Raw genomic sequence first — 16,256 nt, 5'->3', positions numbered from 1 at the left:
AATATGAAGTATTCGTTAACCATCATATTGTTTCTTTTAGTTTCATCTGTATTTGCACAAAATACGAAGGAGAAACCATTGATTCAATTCACCGGAATTATTACCGATGTGGATAGCAATACGGTTGTTCCTTATGTTACGGTTACGAACCTGAGCAACAAGGAGCAACGCTATGCTGCAAATTACAAAGGGTATTTTTCATTTATCGCACATCCGGGAGATACGATATTGTATACCGCGATTGGTTATAAAGATCTTTTGCTCCCTATTCCTGCACAAATTAATGACAGTAAATATACTGCCATGATTAAAATGAAGGCTGAGATTATGAATTTACCTACAGTTCGGGTTTATCCATGGGCAACGGTAGAAGACTTTACGAGAGACTTTATGTCGATGAAGATTGCGGATGACGATTATGTTATCGCAGCGCGTAACCTCTCGCCAGATGCGCTTAGCGGATTAATTATGACCTTGCCCAGAGATGGAGGAGAGATACAAAGTATCAATAACAGGTTAAACCATGATCGTGCTTTAAACAAGAACATGGTTCAAACTAATCCGTTATTAAATCCATTTGCATGGGGTAAGCTGATGCAATCTATCTTTAAAGGTGATAAGATTAGAAGCGAAAGCAATTAACGCTTTCTGCTCTGATTCGGGAAGCGCATTTTGTAATCAGCGTGTATATTACCTTTAGAAATTGCGTCCAATTTGCTTTTCAGCATTCTTTTACGCAACAAACTTAAAGTGTCTGTAAACAGCTTTCCCTCGATATGGTCGTACTCGTGTTGTATGACACGTGCAGGCATTCCGGTAACTTCTTCTTCATGTTGTACCCAGTTCTCATCATAGTATCTGATCAGGATATTAGGTTTACGCATGACATCTTCTCTAATGTCAGGGATGCTTAAACAGCCTTCATTAAAAGCCCAGGGCTCACCTGTTTCTTCAACGATTTCAGCATTGATAAAAACCTTTTTAAACTTGTTTTTATCGCTTTCATCTGCGCCTGTATCTACAATAAACAAGCGTATTGGCAAACCCACCTGTGGAGCTGCTAATCCAACGCCATGGGCATTGTACATGGTGTCGAACATGTTGCTGATTAATTGTTTCAGGTCCGGATAATTCTTGTCAATAGGTGTGCACACTTTTTTAAGAACCGGATCTCCGTAGGCTATAATGGGTAATTTCATGGGACAAAAATACAAATATTACCCTAAAGGATAAAAAGTTAGGGACGTAAGATTACTTTCATCTAATATTTCGTTGGCAATATTGGCCATATCTGTGGTGCTAACGGCCTGGATTTTTGAAAATACGGTTTCCAATGAATCAATTTTATCGTAGTCGATCAGGCTTTTTGCCATGGCAACGATCAATCCAATGCGGTTTTCTTCACCTAGTGCAATCTGTCCAATGAATTTGTTTTTTGCTTTCTGAAGCTGAACTTCCGTTAGTGGGTTGTCTTTTATTTTTTTAAATTCTTTAAGAATAAGCGACCAGGCCCTACTTACTTTCTCTTTATCAGTGCCAAAATAAAGTGAGAAAATACCTGTATCACTCAAAGGGCTATATCCTGTCTCGATGGTATAAGCGATCCCGTATTTCTCTCTAATTTGTAAGTTCAGAATAGAACTCATCCCGGTACCGCCAATCAGGTTGTTTAGTAATAAAAGACCTGTTTTGTAAGGGTGGTGTAAGGAATACGCCTGAGCACCCATCATGGCGTGGGCCTGTTGAATAGGCTTTTGAAAAGACTGTGTAATTGCAGGGACCGTTACAGGTGCAATTCTTGTTTGTATATGTAGATTGGCTGGGATATCAGCATAATGCTTAGATCCAATTTTTACCACTTTGCTTAAGGGGTAATTTCCAAGCACTGCGACTACTATTTTGTCAGTATGATAATTTTCCTTAATAAAGGCCAGGATGTCCTCTTTGTTGAGTTTATTGACGCTTTCTGTAGTGCCTAAAATGTTTCTGCCAAGTGGATGTCCGGCAAATACCATATCCTCGAAATCATCATATATTGCCTCTTCCGGCTGATCTAAATAGGATGCAATTTCATCAAGGATAACACTTTTTTCCTTTTCCATCTCATCTTCGGGGAAGGTTGAATGAAAAACAATATCATTAAACAACTCTAAGGTTCTGTCCAGATAAGGGTTAAGGAAAGAGGCATGAATACAGGTATATTCCTTGGTGGTATAAGCATTCAGATCTGCGCCCACGCTTTCAAGCCTGTTCAGAATCTGGTTAGTATTGCGTTTTTCTGTGCGTTTAAAAATCAAGTGTTCAATAAAGTGGGCCAGCCCGGACTGCTCCGGTTTCTCGTCTCTGGAACCACTGTTTATAATGATGCAGGCATGAGATATTGCAGATGCAGAAGGCACATGAAGTAAGCGGATGCCGTTAGGCAAGGTATGAACATTATATTCCATTGAGGGGCAAAGGTACAGAAGAAATAAGCTTTATGGGGATAATATTTTATTCAACATTTATCTATTCTTGTAAAAGGTTCATTAAATTTGATTAGGTCATACGGAAGGGGATATAATCCAATGAACAAGATTAAAAGTGGTGCCGGTCATATGAATAGAATGGCAATACCTGGTATGCTTGAAGATATGCGGGATAACATCTTATCGGGAAATGACGCAGAACCTATTCGCCGGCAATTTAATTTGATCTATTTATTACTGGAGGGAACCCATGATGTTCATCTTGGAGCGGAACATCGCTGGTTAAAGTCTAACGATCTGGTTTTGGTGCCGGAGAATTTTGTTTATGCCTCGTTTAACCTGAAAAAATGTAAAGGGTATTATCTCCATTTCAAAACAGAGTTGGTTCAGCCGCTTATTGGCAGTACTATTTCTGATGATTTCCCCTTTTTTGATCTTGAGGCCGAGCGTATCGTAAGCATAACAGCCCAGCAAAGTTTAATATTGCAGCGGTGTTTTAAAGACCTTATTCGTGAATATCATCATTCCTCTCCTGAACAGGAAGAGTTATTGCGCAGTTTTACTCATATTCTTTTACTTCGGATACGAACGATTTATCACCCTTTTGCAAAAAAAATAAAGGAAAGTGCGACAAGTGGTTTGAACCTGGCTAATCGGTTTAAACATTTAGTTGAAAAGAATTTTATCCAGATAAGAGCCGTCAACAAATATGCGGCAATGCTTAATGTCACCACTAAATATTTATCGGAGGTTGTAAAAAGAATTATGGGGAAATCGCCCCGGGCGGTTATAAAAGATATGTTGTTGCTAGAATCAAAGATGTTATTGGCTTCTACCGAAAAAAGCATCACGGAGATTGCTTATATACTTAATTTCTCAGATCAGGCCCATTTTAGTCACTTTATAAAACAGCATACAGGGTATACACCTCACGAGCTTCAAAAGAGACGCTGAACTATACATGTAATGCCGACTTATCTACAAGCTATTGGCCGTCATTTTTGATAATTTTGTGCAGTTATTTTATTGTAAACCTAATATTTAAGATCATGAATAGCACTTTGGTATCAAGTGAAATTGACGTTCAGAAAGTTGAGGCTTTTCTTGGTAGGGTAATTACTGATTTTGGTGCGGCATTGGGTGTATCTCTTGCTTTTATAGGAGACAAATTAGGGCTTTATAAAGCGATGGCACACGCTGGTCCTTTAAGTAGTGAAGAAGTGGCAGAACGTTCAGGTACAAGTGAACGCTATGTTCGTGAGTGGTTGATTAATCAGGCGGCAGGAGGATATATTGAATACGATGCAAAAGCCAGGAAGTATATCTTGCCGGATGAGCATGCTGTTGCACTTACAGATGAGGAAAGCCCTTTTTATGTAGCAGGGGGCTTTCAAATTATAAATGGGCTAACAAAAGCAGAGGATCGAATTAAAAGTAATTTCCTCAAAGGTGGGGGAATGAAATGGGGCGAACACCACCATGATTTGTTTGACGGAACAGAGCGGTTTTTTAAACCTTCATATCTAGGTAATTTAATGACTAGCTGGTTACCGGCCATTAATGGTATCGTAAATAAGTTGGAGTCTGGTATAGCTGTCGCCGATTTGGGCTGTGGCCATGGTGTATCTACTATACTTATGGCAGAAGCTTTTCCATCATCACACTTCTTTGGGTTCGATAACCATGAGCCATCTATCAAAAAAGCCAGGGCCCACGCTAAGGAGAAAAAATTGAAAAATGTTACATTTCAGGCTTCAGGAGCTGCAGACTTTAATGGTCAGCAGTACGATTTTATTACTTTCTTTGACTGTTTACATGATATGGGCGATCCGACAGGCGTATTGAAACACTGTAAAAAAATGCTTAGAAAAGATGGCGTGATAATGGCTGTTGAACCAATGGCGGGAAGAAAAACAGAAGAAAATTTCAATCCTGTTGGTAGAGTCTATTCTGGAGCATCTGTGTTGTGTTGTACTCCTAATGCGCTAGCCACCGGAGGGTTTGCTCTTGGTACTGTCGCCGCAGATGAGGAATTAGAAAAAGTAGCCAGAAATGGGGGCTTTAAACATTTTAAAAGAGCTACCGAGACACCATTTAACCGTGTTTTTGAGATAAGAGACTAGTTTCCCTATTAAAATCATAGAAAACGGTTAGAGAAAGGGTTGCATGGAAAAGATGCTGCCCTTTCTTGTTTTTAGTAGATAGGTTTTTCATTTAAATACTGTCAATTTGACAACAAAGGTGGTTTGGAATAAGCATTGATAGGTGTGTTACGTACTTAAAAATGAGTTTATATATGAGCATAGAAGAAAAAGGAAGCATATCCATTCACACGGAGAACATTTTCCCAATCATCAAGAAATTCCTGTATTCAGATAACGAGATCTTTTTAAGAGAGCTTGTATCAAATGCCGTTGACGCGGTACAAAAAATTAAACGTTTAGCAGCACTCGGACAGTACAGCGGCGAGCTGGGTAACCCACTTGTAGAGGTCGCTGTAGACGAGGAGCAGAAGACCATCACCATTACAGATAATGGTTTGGGTATGACTGCAGAGGAAATAAAAAAATACATCAATCAGGTTGCTTTTTCGGGCGCCAGCGAGTTCGTTGAGAAGTTTAAAGATGCAAAAGATGCCAACGAAATCATTGGTAAATTTGGTTTAGGCTTCTATTCTGCATTTATGGTGGCGGATCTTGTAGAAATCCAAACCCTTTCTTATCAGGATGGTGCTGAGCCTGCCCGTTGGGTTTGTGATGGTAGTACTGAATATGAAATTACTGCAGGTAACAGGACTACCAGAGGTACGCAGATCATTTTACATGTTAATGCAGAATCTGAAGAGTTCTTAAGCAAACATAAGCTGGAAGAAATTCTGGATAAATATGGTAAATTCCTGCCGGTACCAATTAAGTTTGGTACAAAAACAGTACAGGAACCAGATGGTGAAGATGAAGAAGGAAAAGCAAAAACCAAGAGTGTAGAAGTTGATAATATTATCAATACAACCAATCCAATCTGGACAAAAGCACCTGCAGATTTGTCAGACGCAGATTATCTGGATTTTTATAAACAATTGTATCCATTCTCAGAAGAACCTTTATTCTGGATCCACCTAAATGTGGATTATCCTTTCAACTTAACAGGAGTATTGTATTTCCCTAAAGTGAAGAATGATTTTGATATGCAGCGTAATAAGATCAAATTATTCTCTCGCCAGGTATTCATTACCGATGAGGTAAAAGACATCGTTCCTGAGTTTTTAATGTTGTTACACGGGGTAATTGATTCTCCGGATATTCCATTAAACGTTTCCAGAAGTTTCTTACAGGCAGATAGCAATGTTAAAAAGATCAACAGCTATATCACTAAGAAAGTTGCTGATAAATTGCAGGAGTTGTACAATAAAGACCGTAAAGCATACGAAGAAAAATGGAGCGATATTGGTCTGTTTGTAAAATATGGTATGGTAAGCGAAGAGAAATTCTATGAAAAAGCTAAAGACTTTGCATTGGTAACCAATACCAGGAAAGAACATTTTACATTAGAAGAGTATCGCGAAAGGGTTAAAGACAACCAGACTGATAAAAATGGACAGGTAGTTTACATTTACGCAAATGATCCTGCGAAACAGGATAGCTTTATCCAGTCGGCCAATAAAAAGGATTATGACGTATTGTTAATGGATTCTCCAATCGATAATCATTTCATTAGTCAGTTAGAACAGAAACTGGAAAAAACGGCTTTAAAACGCGTTGATTCAAGTGTAGCTAGTAAACTGATTGATAAAGATGAGAACGTGGAGTCGGTATTGACAGAAGATCAGTCTAAAAAGGTTGCTGAGATATTTGATAAAGCGATTAATAAACCAGGTTACCATGTAGAGATCGTAGGCCTGAACCCCGAAGAGTTGCCGGTTACGGTAACGATGGATGAGTTCATGCGTCGTATGAAAGATATGGCAGCAATGGGCGGCGGAATGGGCTTTTATGGCAGTATGCCGGATAGCTACAAAGTAGCCATCAATGGTAACCATAAGTTGATTGGAAAGATCATTGCTACTGATAATGAAGAAGAGCAAGGTGTACTGGCTAAACAGGCTGTAGATTTAGCTTTACTTGCTCAAGGAATGTTAACTGGAGCGGATTTGACTGCTTTTGTAAGCAGAAGTGTTGAATTAATTTAAAAAATGACCGTTCTCTTCGGAGTCTGGCATCTTTTGCTGAAAAAGCAAAAGCGCCTGAGGCCTCCTCTGAGAAGGTAATTTTTTCTTCACAAAAAAGGGTGTACTGCAAAAAATGTAGTACACCCTTTTTTATTACCGGGCTTTTTTAAAGCCAGTGCTATCTTAAAAATGGAATAGCGGGCTGATAGATGACATTTTTGTTTTGATAACTTCTCGTGGCGTTAAAAAGGATTAGGATTGTATTTATAATGTATAATAAAGGGATGAGTAGAATTAATAATTCCCCACCTCTCATATTAAATATGGAAATGTATTTGGGGAAAATGGGTATATGGAATATTGCTGATGCTACGAGTACGATGTAAATGAAGAATACGACGATACACTAGGAGATTTGAAAGTTTAGTAACCTTTTTCCGGTTGTGTTTAGATTTTTGATTTTATTTTTTTTTGATACCCATAAAACTAAGGGGATAATTACGCCTAGTATAGGGAAAACAATAAAACTCAATGCGGATATATTTAAGAACATTAACATTGTGGGATCTTCCTCTTCGGCCCAGTCGATCAGTTCATCAGACGTAACCTCCAAAGCTTTTGCCATGCGTTTTAAGGTATCGCCTCTGGGTTCTGTTTCGCCGCTTTCAATTCTTTGAATCGTTCGTAAATTCAGCTGAGAGGCTATGGCCAGCTCGTCCTGACTCAATCCTTTTCTGGTCCGTAGCTCTTTAATTTTCTTTGCTAATTCGGTATTCTTCATTGTGTCGTTATTTAGTTCGGAGTCAAAACTAAAGCAAGTTATTATTTTTTCTTTACGACTTGTTTACGGCATTTTTACGACATCTCTGTCTATAAGCATTTAAAGGCTATTTTTAGCCTGTTGCAAAGAAATTAGATCAGGTTTGAACAACCTTTTATCAAAACGACAGTACCGATGGTCAAATAGTTTTTACCTGCCGTATTTGTAATACGTTCTTCGAAGTGATTTATAAACGAATCAGAAAATATGAAGAACTTACATTATTACTTAATCCTTGTTGGATTAGGTTTTCATTTAAAAACTAATGCGCAAATAGGGGTCTCGGGGAAGCTAAAGGCAGAGTATGTTCCTTTTTCAAACTATGTGAGACCTATTGATAGCCTTAAAACGGGATCGACCAGTGATTTTAAGCGTGTGCAAGGAGCAGTTGGCATTCCTCTTTATACCAAAATGGATACCCTTGGGCGTGCAAAAGCCTGGGCCTTGTTAATGGAAGGATCCTATGCTACAATAACCAATCGTGATTATGATGAAAAACTTTTCCCCACCCGGATGCTCAATGCTCAGGTTGGATTAATCCATTCCCGGCCACTAGGTAAAACCTGGTCAATAATAGCGATGGCGTCGATCGGAGTATATACGGATATGGAAGAGATTACATCTAAGGATTTTCTTGCCCAGGGAGGCGTGTTGTTCGTGAAGCATTTTAAGCCCACACTCGCCTTTGGATTTGGCCCGGTTGTTACTAATACATTTGGCATACCCATGGTTTTGCCTGGAATTTACTTTGATTGGGTAACCAAAGGACGTTATCAGCTTCACATTAACCTGCCCGAAGGATTGGATTTTGGTGTTCAATTGAGCAAAACCTTTCAGCTTAAAACGGTTATTGAACTGAGTGGGATGACTGCCGAAGTAAACAAAGAAAATAAATCGATGTTACTGGGGTATCAACAGATTGTAGCAGGACTCAGACCGGAGGTCAAACTTGGTAAATATTTAACATTTTCAGTTACAGGAGGAAGTACACTTGTTCGTTCTTTTGATCTCCAGAGTAGAAAGCTGAAAGATATGTTTAAGACGATAGACCAGGCAAGTCCGAGGTTTACAACTACTGCGTACGGAGCTGTCGGACTTTCCTGGAATTTTTCTAAAGCATTATCGGCTAAGTAGTTTTGTGTAAACGACTTCTTTTAACAAGTCATCCCTGCGGGTTCTGGAAATTGGTAGCCCATTGCCATTTATAAAGACCCGTCCCCCTGATACGGAATCAATATGTGCGATGTTGATCAGGTAAGACTTGTGAATCCTAAAGAAATTGTCCCTGGGAAGGCTCTCTTCCAGGGATATCATCGTTTGATGAATAACCAATTCCTGATTTTTAAAGTGTAAAATGGCATAATTCTGCATGGCTTCGATGTATAGAATATCTACCCAGGATATTTTTTGAAATCCATCTCCCTGGCGGACATATAAAAATGTATCGGTAGGCTGTACGTTTTTTGATCTACTGCTCATCATATGCAATTGCCGGGCTTTTAAGGATGCCTGATAAAAACGCTGAAAAGTAATTGGTTTCAGCAGGTAGTCTACAATCTGTAATCTGTACCCCTCCAGGGCATGCTCAGAATAGGCCGTCGTTAATATGGTCATTGGTGGAGTTTCTAGTGACTCCAGTAGTTCCAATCCGGAAAGGTAGGGCATATTGATATCCAGAAACAAAAGGTCAATATTACCTTTTTGTATATATGCTGATGCTTCCATCGCAGTAGCACAAGTACCAGCAACCTGTAAGAAGTCGACTTTTGCGATAAAGTCAACAATTCCTTCTCTCGCTACAGGCTCGTCGTCTATTACCAGGCATTGCAAAATAAGGCCTTTTGTCTTATTGGTTGAGGTTGTTTCCATAAATTAATCTTTTTGCTCGAGATGCAAGGTTAGTGATACTATGAATAGTTTATCTGTTTTTTCTATGAGGAGTTTGTGGCGTCCAGGGTATAGTAAGTCTAATCTTTTTTGAACATTTTCAAGGCCTAGGCCATGACTATTGTCCTTTCTGGCAGGTCTTGGCGAGTTAGAATTTTCTATTTTAAACTTAAGTTCATGATGGTGCTGTTTCAATACCAAATTTACAAACCCTTTCTCTGTTGGCAGTCGGGATACATGTTTAAAGGCATTTTCTACAAAAGGGACCAGTAAAAGAGGAGCGATGGCTCTCTTTCTGTCGGCGATACTCCAGATAGATTCTACTTTTAGTTCCTCACCCCATCTAATTTTTTCTATCGCTACCAGGTCTTTTAGGTATTGGACTTCACGGTCTAGCAATACGTGTGATTGGTTGCATTCGTAAAGCTGATAGCGCAGGATATCAGAAAATTTAATGAGGAGGGCAGAGGCCAGTTCAACATTCTTTTGCATTAAAATATGAATGTGGTTTAAAACATTAAACATTAAATGTGGGTTGATCTGATCCTGAAGGATCCTTAGCTGTGCTTCGAGATGCTCCTTTTGTAAGAGAGAATGATTTTTCTCTATCTGGTTATGTTCCTGGTAAAATCTAAGTCCGCATGCTGTTGCATTAATCAATAAGGCTGAGGGGACTGAGCTATATAGACGGACATAGAACGTGCCATAAGTAAGTAGTTTTTTCTTACTGTCCAGTGGTGTATCTTTTATAGAGTACCAATATGCAGTCATCGTAAGCCCCGTAAAAATAAGCGATAATAATAAAGTCATCAATGCGAATTGAACAACGAAATGATTCATCTGTCCTGACGCCAATGCTTTGGGAAGTAGTATATCACTCAATGTATGGGCAATTGTTGCAGAAGAGATAATGACAGTGATCGATTGTATGAGCGCGGAATAAAAAGGGAAATCATTGATTTCCTGTGCCCATACAGTAACCCCCAGGATAAGCCAGAAGGTGAAAATAAATAACCAATGTTTATTGAAAGAGACTTGTTTCATTATTATAAAATATAAAGAAATGAGAGATTCATTTTAATGAACGGTCTCCAAATAAGAGAAATTAAAATGCAAGTGTTCAAATATTTTGATGAACGGCGATTAAATTTTGACAGCTAGCAGTAAAAGAAGGTTAAGCAGGGAAAAACTCCCTGCTTAAGAAATTGCTTAAAGAATGCTTTGCAAATCTGCAGGAGAGTAATTGATGGATTTTAAAGTCTTATTGTCGTTGGTTCTGTAAACCAGGAACAAGGAATCCTCTTCTTTATGATAAGCATCGCATTGCTGGGTTGTTCTGTAGTGCTGGATCGTTTTATTGGCCTCTTCTTCAGACGTACATGCCTTACTCATGTTAGAGCGGTGCACCTCATCAAAAAGGGCTTTAAATTTATCTGCCAGGCCAAACTCAAGGATCGCTCCAGCGAGGACATATTGCAAGTCACACAGCGCATCAGCTACTTCAACAAAGTTATTCTGTTCTATAGCTTGTTTCAATTCGTTAAGTTCTTCTGCAAGTAAAGAAACTCTCAGGTTTGCTCTTTCAATGGCGGGAATACCCGGTGTCTCTTTTATAGGGTGCTTAAATGTTTTATGAAACTCTGCTACCTGATTTAGTGAATTTGTTTCCTGCATTTTTTTAAGGGTTATGTTGTTGTATAAATTTACACATATTAATTCTGCACCAAAATTAAAGGATTAAAATTGAAGTTCTTCAGTTGCTAAAAAATTAGCATAGGATATCGGAATAAGATACGTGAAAAAAAAATACGATGTACTGTAGCGTTTTTGTATCAGGCCTCGTTTTAAGAGGAAAAACAGTTAATGGCCATTAACATTTTGTTTTAAAAGATTAAAAACTGAAGTATGAACCGCGCATGTATCAACATGCAAAAGAGTTCGCTTCTTAAACACTTAAAAGTATATAACGATGAAAAACGCAAATTTGAAAACGATATTTAAAACCTTTATTGCCGTAGTTGCCGTGTCAGTAGTTTTTGCTGCATGTTCAAAAGATAGATATGAGCCTCAACAGGTAGCTGGCCTTTCTATTATCAATGCCTTCGCATCCCCGGATTCTCTCGATTTTTATATTGATCAGACAAGAGCTAACAAACCCGCATTAAAATTTAATAGTAAAATTGACTATTTAAACTTATTCCCAGGAAACCGGGCATTCAGTTTAACCAAAAGAGGTTCTAATAAGGCGATAGCTTCAGAGCGGTTTAACCTGGCTTCGGGTGTAGGATATTCTATTTTTGTATTGGATACATTAAATACAAATACTAAAAAATATCTTTTAACTGAAGATGATTTAAGCGCTCCTGCTGCTGATAAAGCTAAAGTTCGTTTCATCAATTTAAGTTCTGATGCTCCGGCATTAAGTTTAAGGGTTGATGGAAAAGAAACTGACTTGTTTACCAATAAAGCATTTTATGAGTATACAGCGTTTACATCGGTTGATCCGGGAGCAAGCGTAACATTTAATATTAAAGCCGCGGATGTTGTTAAAACAACATTGCCAAATGTTAAAATTGAGGCAGGTAAGATTTATACTATTTATGCTAAAGGAGTTTCAACCGCAACTATTGATAGCTTAAAATTAGGAGCAGCAATTTACACACACAAATAATATCTGTTTATATTTGAGGATATTCTGTCATATACGGAATATCCTCTATTAAACGTTTGATGTTATGAATTAACCTGCAGCTTATTTTTAAATGCGGGTTAAGTTGTTTCAGGACTATTTAGCTAAACGAAATGTCTTCTAAATTGTTATAATTTTAAAAGTTCGAAATATGCAAATTAACAATAATCTGAACTAACCCTTAATTGCAGAAATAAAGACAGGATGCTCAATTTTGAGGACGCTATAGCGGGGTGCTTAAGGAACGACAGTAAGTGTAAGGAGATGATATATAAATCATTCTACGGCTATTTAATGGGAGTAACTTTACGTTATGTGAACGATAGAAATGATGCGGAAGAGCTTGTAAATGATAGCTTTGTCAAAATATTTAAAAGTATAAGTCAGTTTAATGCACCAAAATATAGCGATCAGATACAAAAGGCATTTAAAGGCTGGATTGCCAGAATCTCATCCCGGACAGCGATAGATTTTTTACGAAGTCAACGGACTTTTTTATATGTTGATGATATTGCAGAAGAACAACAGCCCCTTACTGAGCTAAATGCTATTTCGCAGCTAAATGTACAGGACATTATGAAGCTATTAGGTAAGCTTCCCGAAACACATAAACTAATATTTAATATGTATGAAATTGAAGGCTTTTCGCATGAAGAGATTTCAAAAATGCTAACCATCCCTGAAAGCTCTTGCAGGGTTTATTTAACAAGAGCAAAGAATAAGTTGAGAGAGTTGTATAAAAGCTCTCTGATGAGTTCATATGAACCGACAACAATTCAAAATATCCGAAGAATATGAAACCGGTAGAGGACGAGCTGTTTGCTCACATAAAGGAAAGCTTAGCTGAGCACGAGGAGGCATATACTCCTGGTGCCTGGGAACGCTTTGAGAAAAAGGAAAGGAAAAGGACAGGATGGATTTGGTTTGCAGGATTAAGTAGCGCTGCTGCGGTGCTCTTAATTGGTTTCACTTTATTTTATACCGCGGATAAAACACAGGACAATGAATTACCACAACAGGTAAATAATAACGCTTCCAAACAAAATACAGATGTGGTTAAAGGATCAGAAACAGCCCCTTTGACTGCCATTGAAAATCTGGAAACGAAAATAACTGAGAATAGAAATATAGTGGAGCAGAGAACAAATAGCAATGTTCCAAATGATCCCTTAATCGTTGTAACTAAGCCTTCTGTAACAAATGCAAGAGCGGTTGTTCCAATAGTTCAGCCTGTAGTTTCAGATGCGCCGGGCATTCCGTCAAATCCTAAAGTAAACGGATTTGGTGATAAAAAAGAGGTAATTGTGGCCACTTCAGAAGTGGTAGCTAAAGCGGTTGCGAATGAAAAAGATTCGGCTAAAACTAATAAACCCCGCAGTTTTGAAGAGTTTTTAGATGCAGAAGTAAAGTCGAATAGTGCTGTTGCGGCATTAAAGTCTTCAGCCAAAAAAGGCGATAAGTGGGAAATGGGGCTAATGGTAGCGCCTTCGATGGGTAACAGTAAAAAATTAAACATGGGCTATGGTTTGAGTATGGATTATGCCCTGTCTGATAAAATTTCGATAAGCTCAGGGATATCCTATAATGAGATGGCAGCAACAAAAAGTATTGGGGGAAATAATCGTATGATGGATGCACCGGGGCCTCCGATGACGATGGCCAGTAGTACCAAAAACCTAAAATCTGTCGATGCGAACCTGGTGGGAATCGATATTCCACTTGGACTTAAGTATCACCTGTCTAAAAAGTTTTATACGAATGTTGGGGTATCGGCTTTTGCGGTTTTGAATCAAAAACAAAACAATAACTATGTACAGGGAGGGGTTGAATATGTTCCCACTAATGAATCAAATGTTGCAGGGTTTAAAGCTGTTTTTCAGGAAAAAACGGTTTCTGAACCTGTTCCTACAGGGGAAATCAGAGGCGACAAATATTTAGGCTTCTACAATGTTTCTTTCGGCTTTAAACAGCAAATATCAGGAAGCAAGGCTTTTTCTGTAGAGCCATTCATGAAGCTGCCTATGAAAGAATTCACAAAAGAAAACCTGTACCTAATTGGCACAGGTGTAAGGTTGAAATTTGACTTTTAACCTTATTCTTCTTTCAGTTGTTTTAATATATCTTCAATCTCATTGGCATATTTTGAATAATAAGCCTTTAGCCAATATACTGCGCTGAAATGCAATAACGTGAAGGCTACCGCCGTAAAAACAATGAAGAACAAATAAAACGAATGTTCAGGAATTCCAGATTGGATAAGGTTAACAAAATGATCATATCTTTCATTAATCAGATATAGTCCGACCTGGATAAAAAGAAAAGGGAACAGCATATAACAAAACATTTTATACAGCTCCATATTTAGTCTGATGTCGTAATTAACTTCATACAATGCATCTTTTGTATTTAAAGAAATCGTACTAATTCGTTTGTAAAAGAAATAAAAGCGACCGAAGAAATAAATTGAAGTAATTACCAGTAAAATGTACACTGAATAAAAAGGGAGGTTCAGGCTTGGTTTGTAATTGCATATCTGAGGTACAAAAGCAAGAAAGATAATTGCGGCAATTTGTAATAGAAGCTCCTTTTTCATATTTCTTTTGATCTTGTCCAAAGGGAGGGCTGCATGCTTTAATTCATCGATCGTTTTCGGTACTGTTACCTTGCCCTCCGGGGCTTTATCCCATGCAGATTTTATATCATCAAAATTCATATCCTTGTTTCTTTATAAGTTCTTTTAATTTATTTTTTGCTCTGTTTAGTTTTACTCTTGCATTTCCCTCACTAATCCCCAGGCTTTCTCCTATTTCTTTGTGCGAGTAGTCCTCAAGGAAATAGAACATCAAAGCTTTTTCTATTTTGTCCAGCTGCTGTAATGCCTTGTAAAAGTGGGCCAGCTGTATCTCTTTTGTTTCTGCATCATCTGACGGAATCTCTATTTCATTGGCAATTGTAGCATAAGCATCTTCTTTTCGCTTTTGCTTTTTGAAGTATACAATTGCTGTGTTTAGCGCCACTCTGTACATCCATGATGAGAACTTGCTTTGGTGATTAAAGGAATCGTATGACTTCCAGAGCTGGCAGATGATTTCCTGAAACAGGTCTTTTTGATCATCTTCATCATCCATGTACATCCTTGAAATCTTGTGTATAATTCCTTTGTGGGTTTCTACTTGTTCAAGAAATTCGTTCTCTCTTGTTCCCAAACCTTAGTTGAATATTGGTTTTACGGTATAACCCTCTGCCTTTAATAACTGTAGGACGCCTTCTTTTCCAGGCAAGTGACCCGCACCTACTGCAAAGAAGCAACTTTTGTGCTCCATCATCTGAGGCATCCGCTTTACCCAGTTTGCATTTCTAACTTGTAACAGCCATTTATCACTCTCTTCTGTGTTCCCAAAACGTTCATCTTTCAGTATAGCTTCAATTTTAGTAAGATCTTCCATTTTGTAGGCATTGATCAGTTGTCCAAATACAGCTTTGTAATCATCGAAATTAGCAATTTGCTTTATTAGTGACTCATCAGTATATGCTTTTGAGAAATAGGCTGTTTGTTGTTTTACGGTTTCCAATGCTCCTAATGATTTGTGCTGTGCCTTTGCTAAATTAACAAATTCAAATTCATATGATTTGATTTCTGTGCATGGAAGTGTTTTAGATATGGCAATACTACTTAAAGCAATTAGCGTTAACTGATCCATTGTCTGTAGCTGTATTCCTGCTTTTAAAGCGAGAACAGAATCCAGTAACCTGTATTGAGCGGGACTTAATCTCTTACTTAAAGGAACCGGAGATGTCATGGTTTTTTGAACATCAGCAAGCTCAGCTGGATCGGTAAAGTTTAACTCCAATACGAGTTCATCTGCAGTACTCAGTGCTTTTTTTGTTTTGTCATGCAATACAAAATCTGGCTCGCAGATCATATGGATGGTGCCATAAACGTACGAAGGTTTGGTTAGTCCCTTTCCGGTTATTTCCCATAGTAGAGATTTGTTAGCTGATTTTTGTTGTGCCTTTACGTGAAGTGTAAATAGAAAGGTAGCAATAACAGCGATAGTATTTAATATTGTTTTCATAATATAATAGGTTTTAATGTTTTTTCATAGAGTAAGTATTTGTCGGGGATTATTCGTTACAGTTTTTTTGAAAAAATATTCGTTGTTATTGTAATTGGTTGATTATTAGTTTTTTTAATCTGTGTGCGCGGGCCCTTTTTTGACATGTAGT

17 protein-coding genes are annotated in these 16,256 nt (G+C 38.1%); 8 read left to right on the top strand and 9 right to left on the bottom strand.

Features of this window, described 5'->3' with window-relative positions; genetic code table 11:
- The first annotated feature begins 3 nt into the window (after positions 1-3).
- Positions 4-642: a hypothetical protein gene (locus R2Q84_RS11825; protein ID WP_316816751.1), complete on the top strand. Its 639-nt coding sequence runs from the start codon at positions 4-6 to the stop codon at positions 640-642.
- On the opposite strand, the gene def is transcribed toward R2Q84_RS11825, so the two are convergent.
- Positions 639-1,199 carry a peptide deformylase gene (gene def, locus R2Q84_RS11820; protein WP_316816750.1) on the bottom strand — a complete coding sequence of 187 codons (561 nt, stop codon included), beginning with the start codon at positions 1,197-1,199 and terminating at the stop codon, positions 639-641. The genes R2Q84_RS11825 and def overlap by 4 nt on opposite strands.
- Positions 1,200-1,217: 18 nt before the next feature.
- The gene (locus R2Q84_RS11815; protein WP_316816749.1) at positions 1,218-2,447 is read right to left on the bottom strand and encodes a pitrilysin family protein; all 1,230 of its coding nucleotides are present in this window, start codon (positions 2,445-2,447) and stop codon (positions 1,218-1,220) included.
- Between the two features lie 120 nt (positions 2,448-2,567).
- Here R2Q84_RS11815 and R2Q84_RS11810 point away from each other — a divergent pair, with 120 nt between their 5' ends.
- The 3 genes from R2Q84_RS11810 to htpG all read left to right on the top strand — a co-directional run bounded on the left by R2Q84_RS11810 (position 2,568) and on the right by htpG (position 6,654).
- Entirely contained in the window at positions 2,568-3,422 is an 855-nt protein-coding gene (locus tag R2Q84_RS11810; protein ID WP_316816748.1) for a helix-turn-helix domain-containing protein, read from the top strand.
- 95 nt (positions 3,423-3,517) lie between these two features.
- Complete coding sequence (locus R2Q84_RS11805) at positions 3,518-4,591, top strand: class I SAM-dependent methyltransferase (RefSeq protein ID WP_316816747.1); 1,074 nt, start codon at positions 3,518-3,520, stop codon at positions 4,589-4,591.
- A 173-nt stretch (positions 4,592-4,764) separates the two neighbouring features.
- Entirely contained in the window at positions 4,765-6,654 is a 1,890-nt protein-coding gene (gene htpG, locus R2Q84_RS11800; RefSeq protein ID WP_410478421.1) for a molecular chaperone HtpG, read from the top strand.
- Between the two features lie 385 nt (positions 6,655-7,039).
- Here htpG and R2Q84_RS11795 read toward each other — a convergent pair whose 3' ends face one another.
- Positions 7,040-7,414: a helix-turn-helix domain-containing protein gene (locus R2Q84_RS11795; protein ID WP_316816746.1), complete on the bottom strand. Its 375-nt coding sequence runs from the start codon at positions 7,412-7,414 to the stop codon at positions 7,040-7,042.
- Between the two features lie 246 nt (positions 7,415-7,660).
- Here R2Q84_RS11795 and R2Q84_RS11790 point away from each other — a divergent pair, with 246 nt between their 5' ends.
- Positions 7,661-8,587 carry a DUF6268 family outer membrane beta-barrel protein gene (locus R2Q84_RS11790; protein WP_316816745.1) on the top strand — a complete coding sequence of 309 codons (927 nt, stop codon included), beginning with the start codon at positions 7,661-7,663 and terminating at the stop codon, positions 8,585-8,587.
- Here R2Q84_RS11790 and R2Q84_RS11785 read toward each other — a convergent pair.
- The 3 genes from R2Q84_RS11785 to R2Q84_RS11775 all read right to left on the bottom strand — a co-directional run bounded on the left by R2Q84_RS11785 (position 8,573) and on the right by R2Q84_RS11775 (position 11,014).
- Positions 8,573-9,322: a LytTR family DNA-binding domain-containing protein gene (locus R2Q84_RS11785; RefSeq protein WP_316816744.1), complete on the bottom strand. Its 750-nt coding sequence runs from the start codon at positions 9,320-9,322 to the stop codon at positions 8,573-8,575. The two genes, R2Q84_RS11790 and R2Q84_RS11785, sit on opposite strands and share 15 nt — an antisense overlap.
- 3 nt (positions 9,323-9,325) lie before the next feature.
- Complete coding sequence (locus R2Q84_RS11780; RefSeq protein WP_316816743.1) at positions 9,326-10,384, bottom strand: sensor histidine kinase; 1,059 nt, start codon at positions 10,382-10,384, stop codon at positions 9,326-9,328.
- A 165-nt stretch (positions 10,385-10,549) separates the two neighbouring features.
- Complete coding sequence (locus tag R2Q84_RS11775; RefSeq protein ID WP_316816742.1) at positions 10,550-11,014, bottom strand: nucleoside triphosphate pyrophosphohydrolase family protein; 465 nt, start codon at positions 11,012-11,014, stop codon at positions 10,550-10,552.
- 295 nt (positions 11,015-11,309) lie between these two features.
- Here R2Q84_RS11775 and R2Q84_RS11770 point away from each other — a divergent pair, with 295 nt between their 5' ends.
- From R2Q84_RS11770 to R2Q84_RS11760, 3 genes are all read left to right on the top strand, one after another.
- Positions 11,310-12,011 carry a DUF4397 domain-containing protein gene (locus R2Q84_RS11770; protein WP_316816741.1) on the top strand — a complete coding sequence of 234 codons (702 nt, stop codon included), beginning with the start codon at positions 11,310-11,312 and terminating at the stop codon, positions 12,009-12,011.
- 282 nt (positions 12,012-12,293) lie between these two features.
- Positions 12,294-12,827 carry an RNA polymerase sigma factor gene (locus R2Q84_RS11765; RefSeq protein WP_316816740.1) on the top strand — a complete coding sequence of 178 codons (534 nt, stop codon included), beginning with the start codon at positions 12,294-12,296 and terminating at the stop codon, positions 12,825-12,827.
- The gene (locus tag R2Q84_RS11760; protein ID WP_316816739.1) at positions 12,824-14,119 is read left to right on the top strand and encodes an outer membrane beta-barrel protein; all 1,296 of its coding nucleotides are present in this window, start codon (positions 12,824-12,826) and stop codon (positions 14,117-14,119) included. Before R2Q84_RS11765 ends, R2Q84_RS11760 begins: the two co-directional genes overlap by 4 nt.
- Before the next feature lie 2 nt (positions 14,120-14,121).
- Here R2Q84_RS11760 and R2Q84_RS11755 read toward each other — a convergent pair whose 3' ends face one another.
- The 3 genes from R2Q84_RS11755 to R2Q84_RS11745 are packed head-to-tail and all read right to left on the bottom strand — an operon-like array spanning position 14,122 to position 16,105.
- The gene (locus tag R2Q84_RS11755) at positions 14,122-14,742 is read right to left on the bottom strand and encodes a hypothetical protein (protein ID WP_316816738.1); all 621 of its coding nucleotides are present in this window, start codon (positions 14,740-14,742) and stop codon (positions 14,122-14,124) included.
- Complete coding sequence (locus R2Q84_RS11750; protein ID WP_316816737.1) at positions 14,732-15,235, bottom strand: sigma-70 family RNA polymerase sigma factor; 504 nt, start codon at positions 15,233-15,235, stop codon at positions 14,732-14,734. The genes R2Q84_RS11755 and R2Q84_RS11750 overlap by 11 nt, the downstream gene beginning before the upstream one ends.
- Before the next feature lie 3 nt (positions 15,236-15,238).
- A complete protein-coding gene (locus R2Q84_RS11745; protein WP_316816736.1) occupies positions 15,239-16,105 on the bottom strand; it encodes a TraB/GumN family protein in 867 nt (288 codons plus the stop codon).
- Positions 16,106-16,256: the final 151 nt, after the last annotated feature.

This window comes from Pedobacter nyackensis (assembly GCF_032678475.1).
In the GTDB taxonomy this organism is placed as follows: Bacteria; Bacteroidota; Bacteroidia; order Sphingobacteriales; family Sphingobacteriaceae; genus Pedobacter; species Pedobacter nyackensis_A.
The sequence above is the reverse complement of the archived record's forward strand: the minus strand, read 5'-3'. Positions and strand labels throughout refer to the sequence as shown.

Bases quoted from the DNA above. Each gene is read 5' to 3' on its own strand.
- R2Q84_RS11825 (WP_316816751.1), top strand. From the start codon at position 4: ATGAAGTATTCGTTAACCATCATATTGTTTCTTTTAGTTTCATCTGTA.
- def (WP_316816750.1), bottom strand. From the start codon at position 1,199: ATGAAATTACCCATTATAGCCTACGGAGATCCGGTTCTTAAAAAAGTG.
- R2Q84_RS11815 (WP_316816749.1), bottom strand. From the start codon at position 2,447: ATGGAATATAATGTTCATACCTTGCCTAACGGCATCCGCTTACTTCAT.
- R2Q84_RS11810 (WP_316816748.1), top strand. From the start codon at position 2,568: ATGAACAAGATTAAAAGTGGTGCCGGTCATATGAATAGAATGGCAATA.
- R2Q84_RS11805 (WP_316816747.1), top strand. From the start codon at position 3,518: ATGAATAGCACTTTGGTATCAAGTGAAATTGACGTTCAGAAAGTTGAG.
- htpG (WP_410478421.1), top strand. From the start codon at position 4,765: ATGAGCATAGAAGAAAAAGGAAGCATATCCATTCACACGGAGAACATT.
- R2Q84_RS11795 (WP_316816746.1), bottom strand. From the start codon at position 7,414: ATGAAGAATACCGAATTAGCAAAGAAAATTAAAGAGCTACGGACCAGA.
- R2Q84_RS11790 (WP_316816745.1), top strand. From the start codon at position 7,661: ATGAAGAACTTACATTATTACTTAATCCTTGTTGGATTAGGTTTTCAT.
- R2Q84_RS11785 (WP_316816744.1), bottom strand. From the start codon at position 9,322: ATGGAAACAACCTCAACCAATAAGACAAAAGGCCTTATTTTGCAATGC.
- R2Q84_RS11780 (WP_316816743.1), bottom strand. From the start codon at position 10,384: ATGAAACAAGTCTCTTTCAATAAACATTGGTTATTTATTTTCACCTTC.
- R2Q84_RS11775 (WP_316816742.1), bottom strand. From the start codon at position 11,014: ATGCAGGAAACAAATTCACTAAATCAGGTAGCAGAGTTTCATAAAACA.
- R2Q84_RS11770 (WP_316816741.1), top strand. From the start codon at position 11,310: ATGAAAAACGCAAATTTGAAAACGATATTTAAAACCTTTATTGCCGTA.
- R2Q84_RS11765 (WP_316816740.1), top strand. From the start codon at position 12,294: ATGATATATAAATCATTCTACGGCTATTTAATGGGAGTAACTTTACGT.
- R2Q84_RS11760 (WP_316816739.1), top strand. From the start codon at position 12,824: ATGAAACCGGTAGAGGACGAGCTGTTTGCTCACATAAAGGAAAGCTTA.
- R2Q84_RS11755 (WP_316816738.1), bottom strand. From the start codon at position 14,742: ATGAATTTTGATGATATAAAATCTGCATGGGATAAAGCCCCGGAGGGC.
- R2Q84_RS11745 (WP_316816736.1), bottom strand. From the start codon at position 16,105: ATGAAAACAATATTAAATACTATCGCTGTTATTGCTACCTTTCTATTT.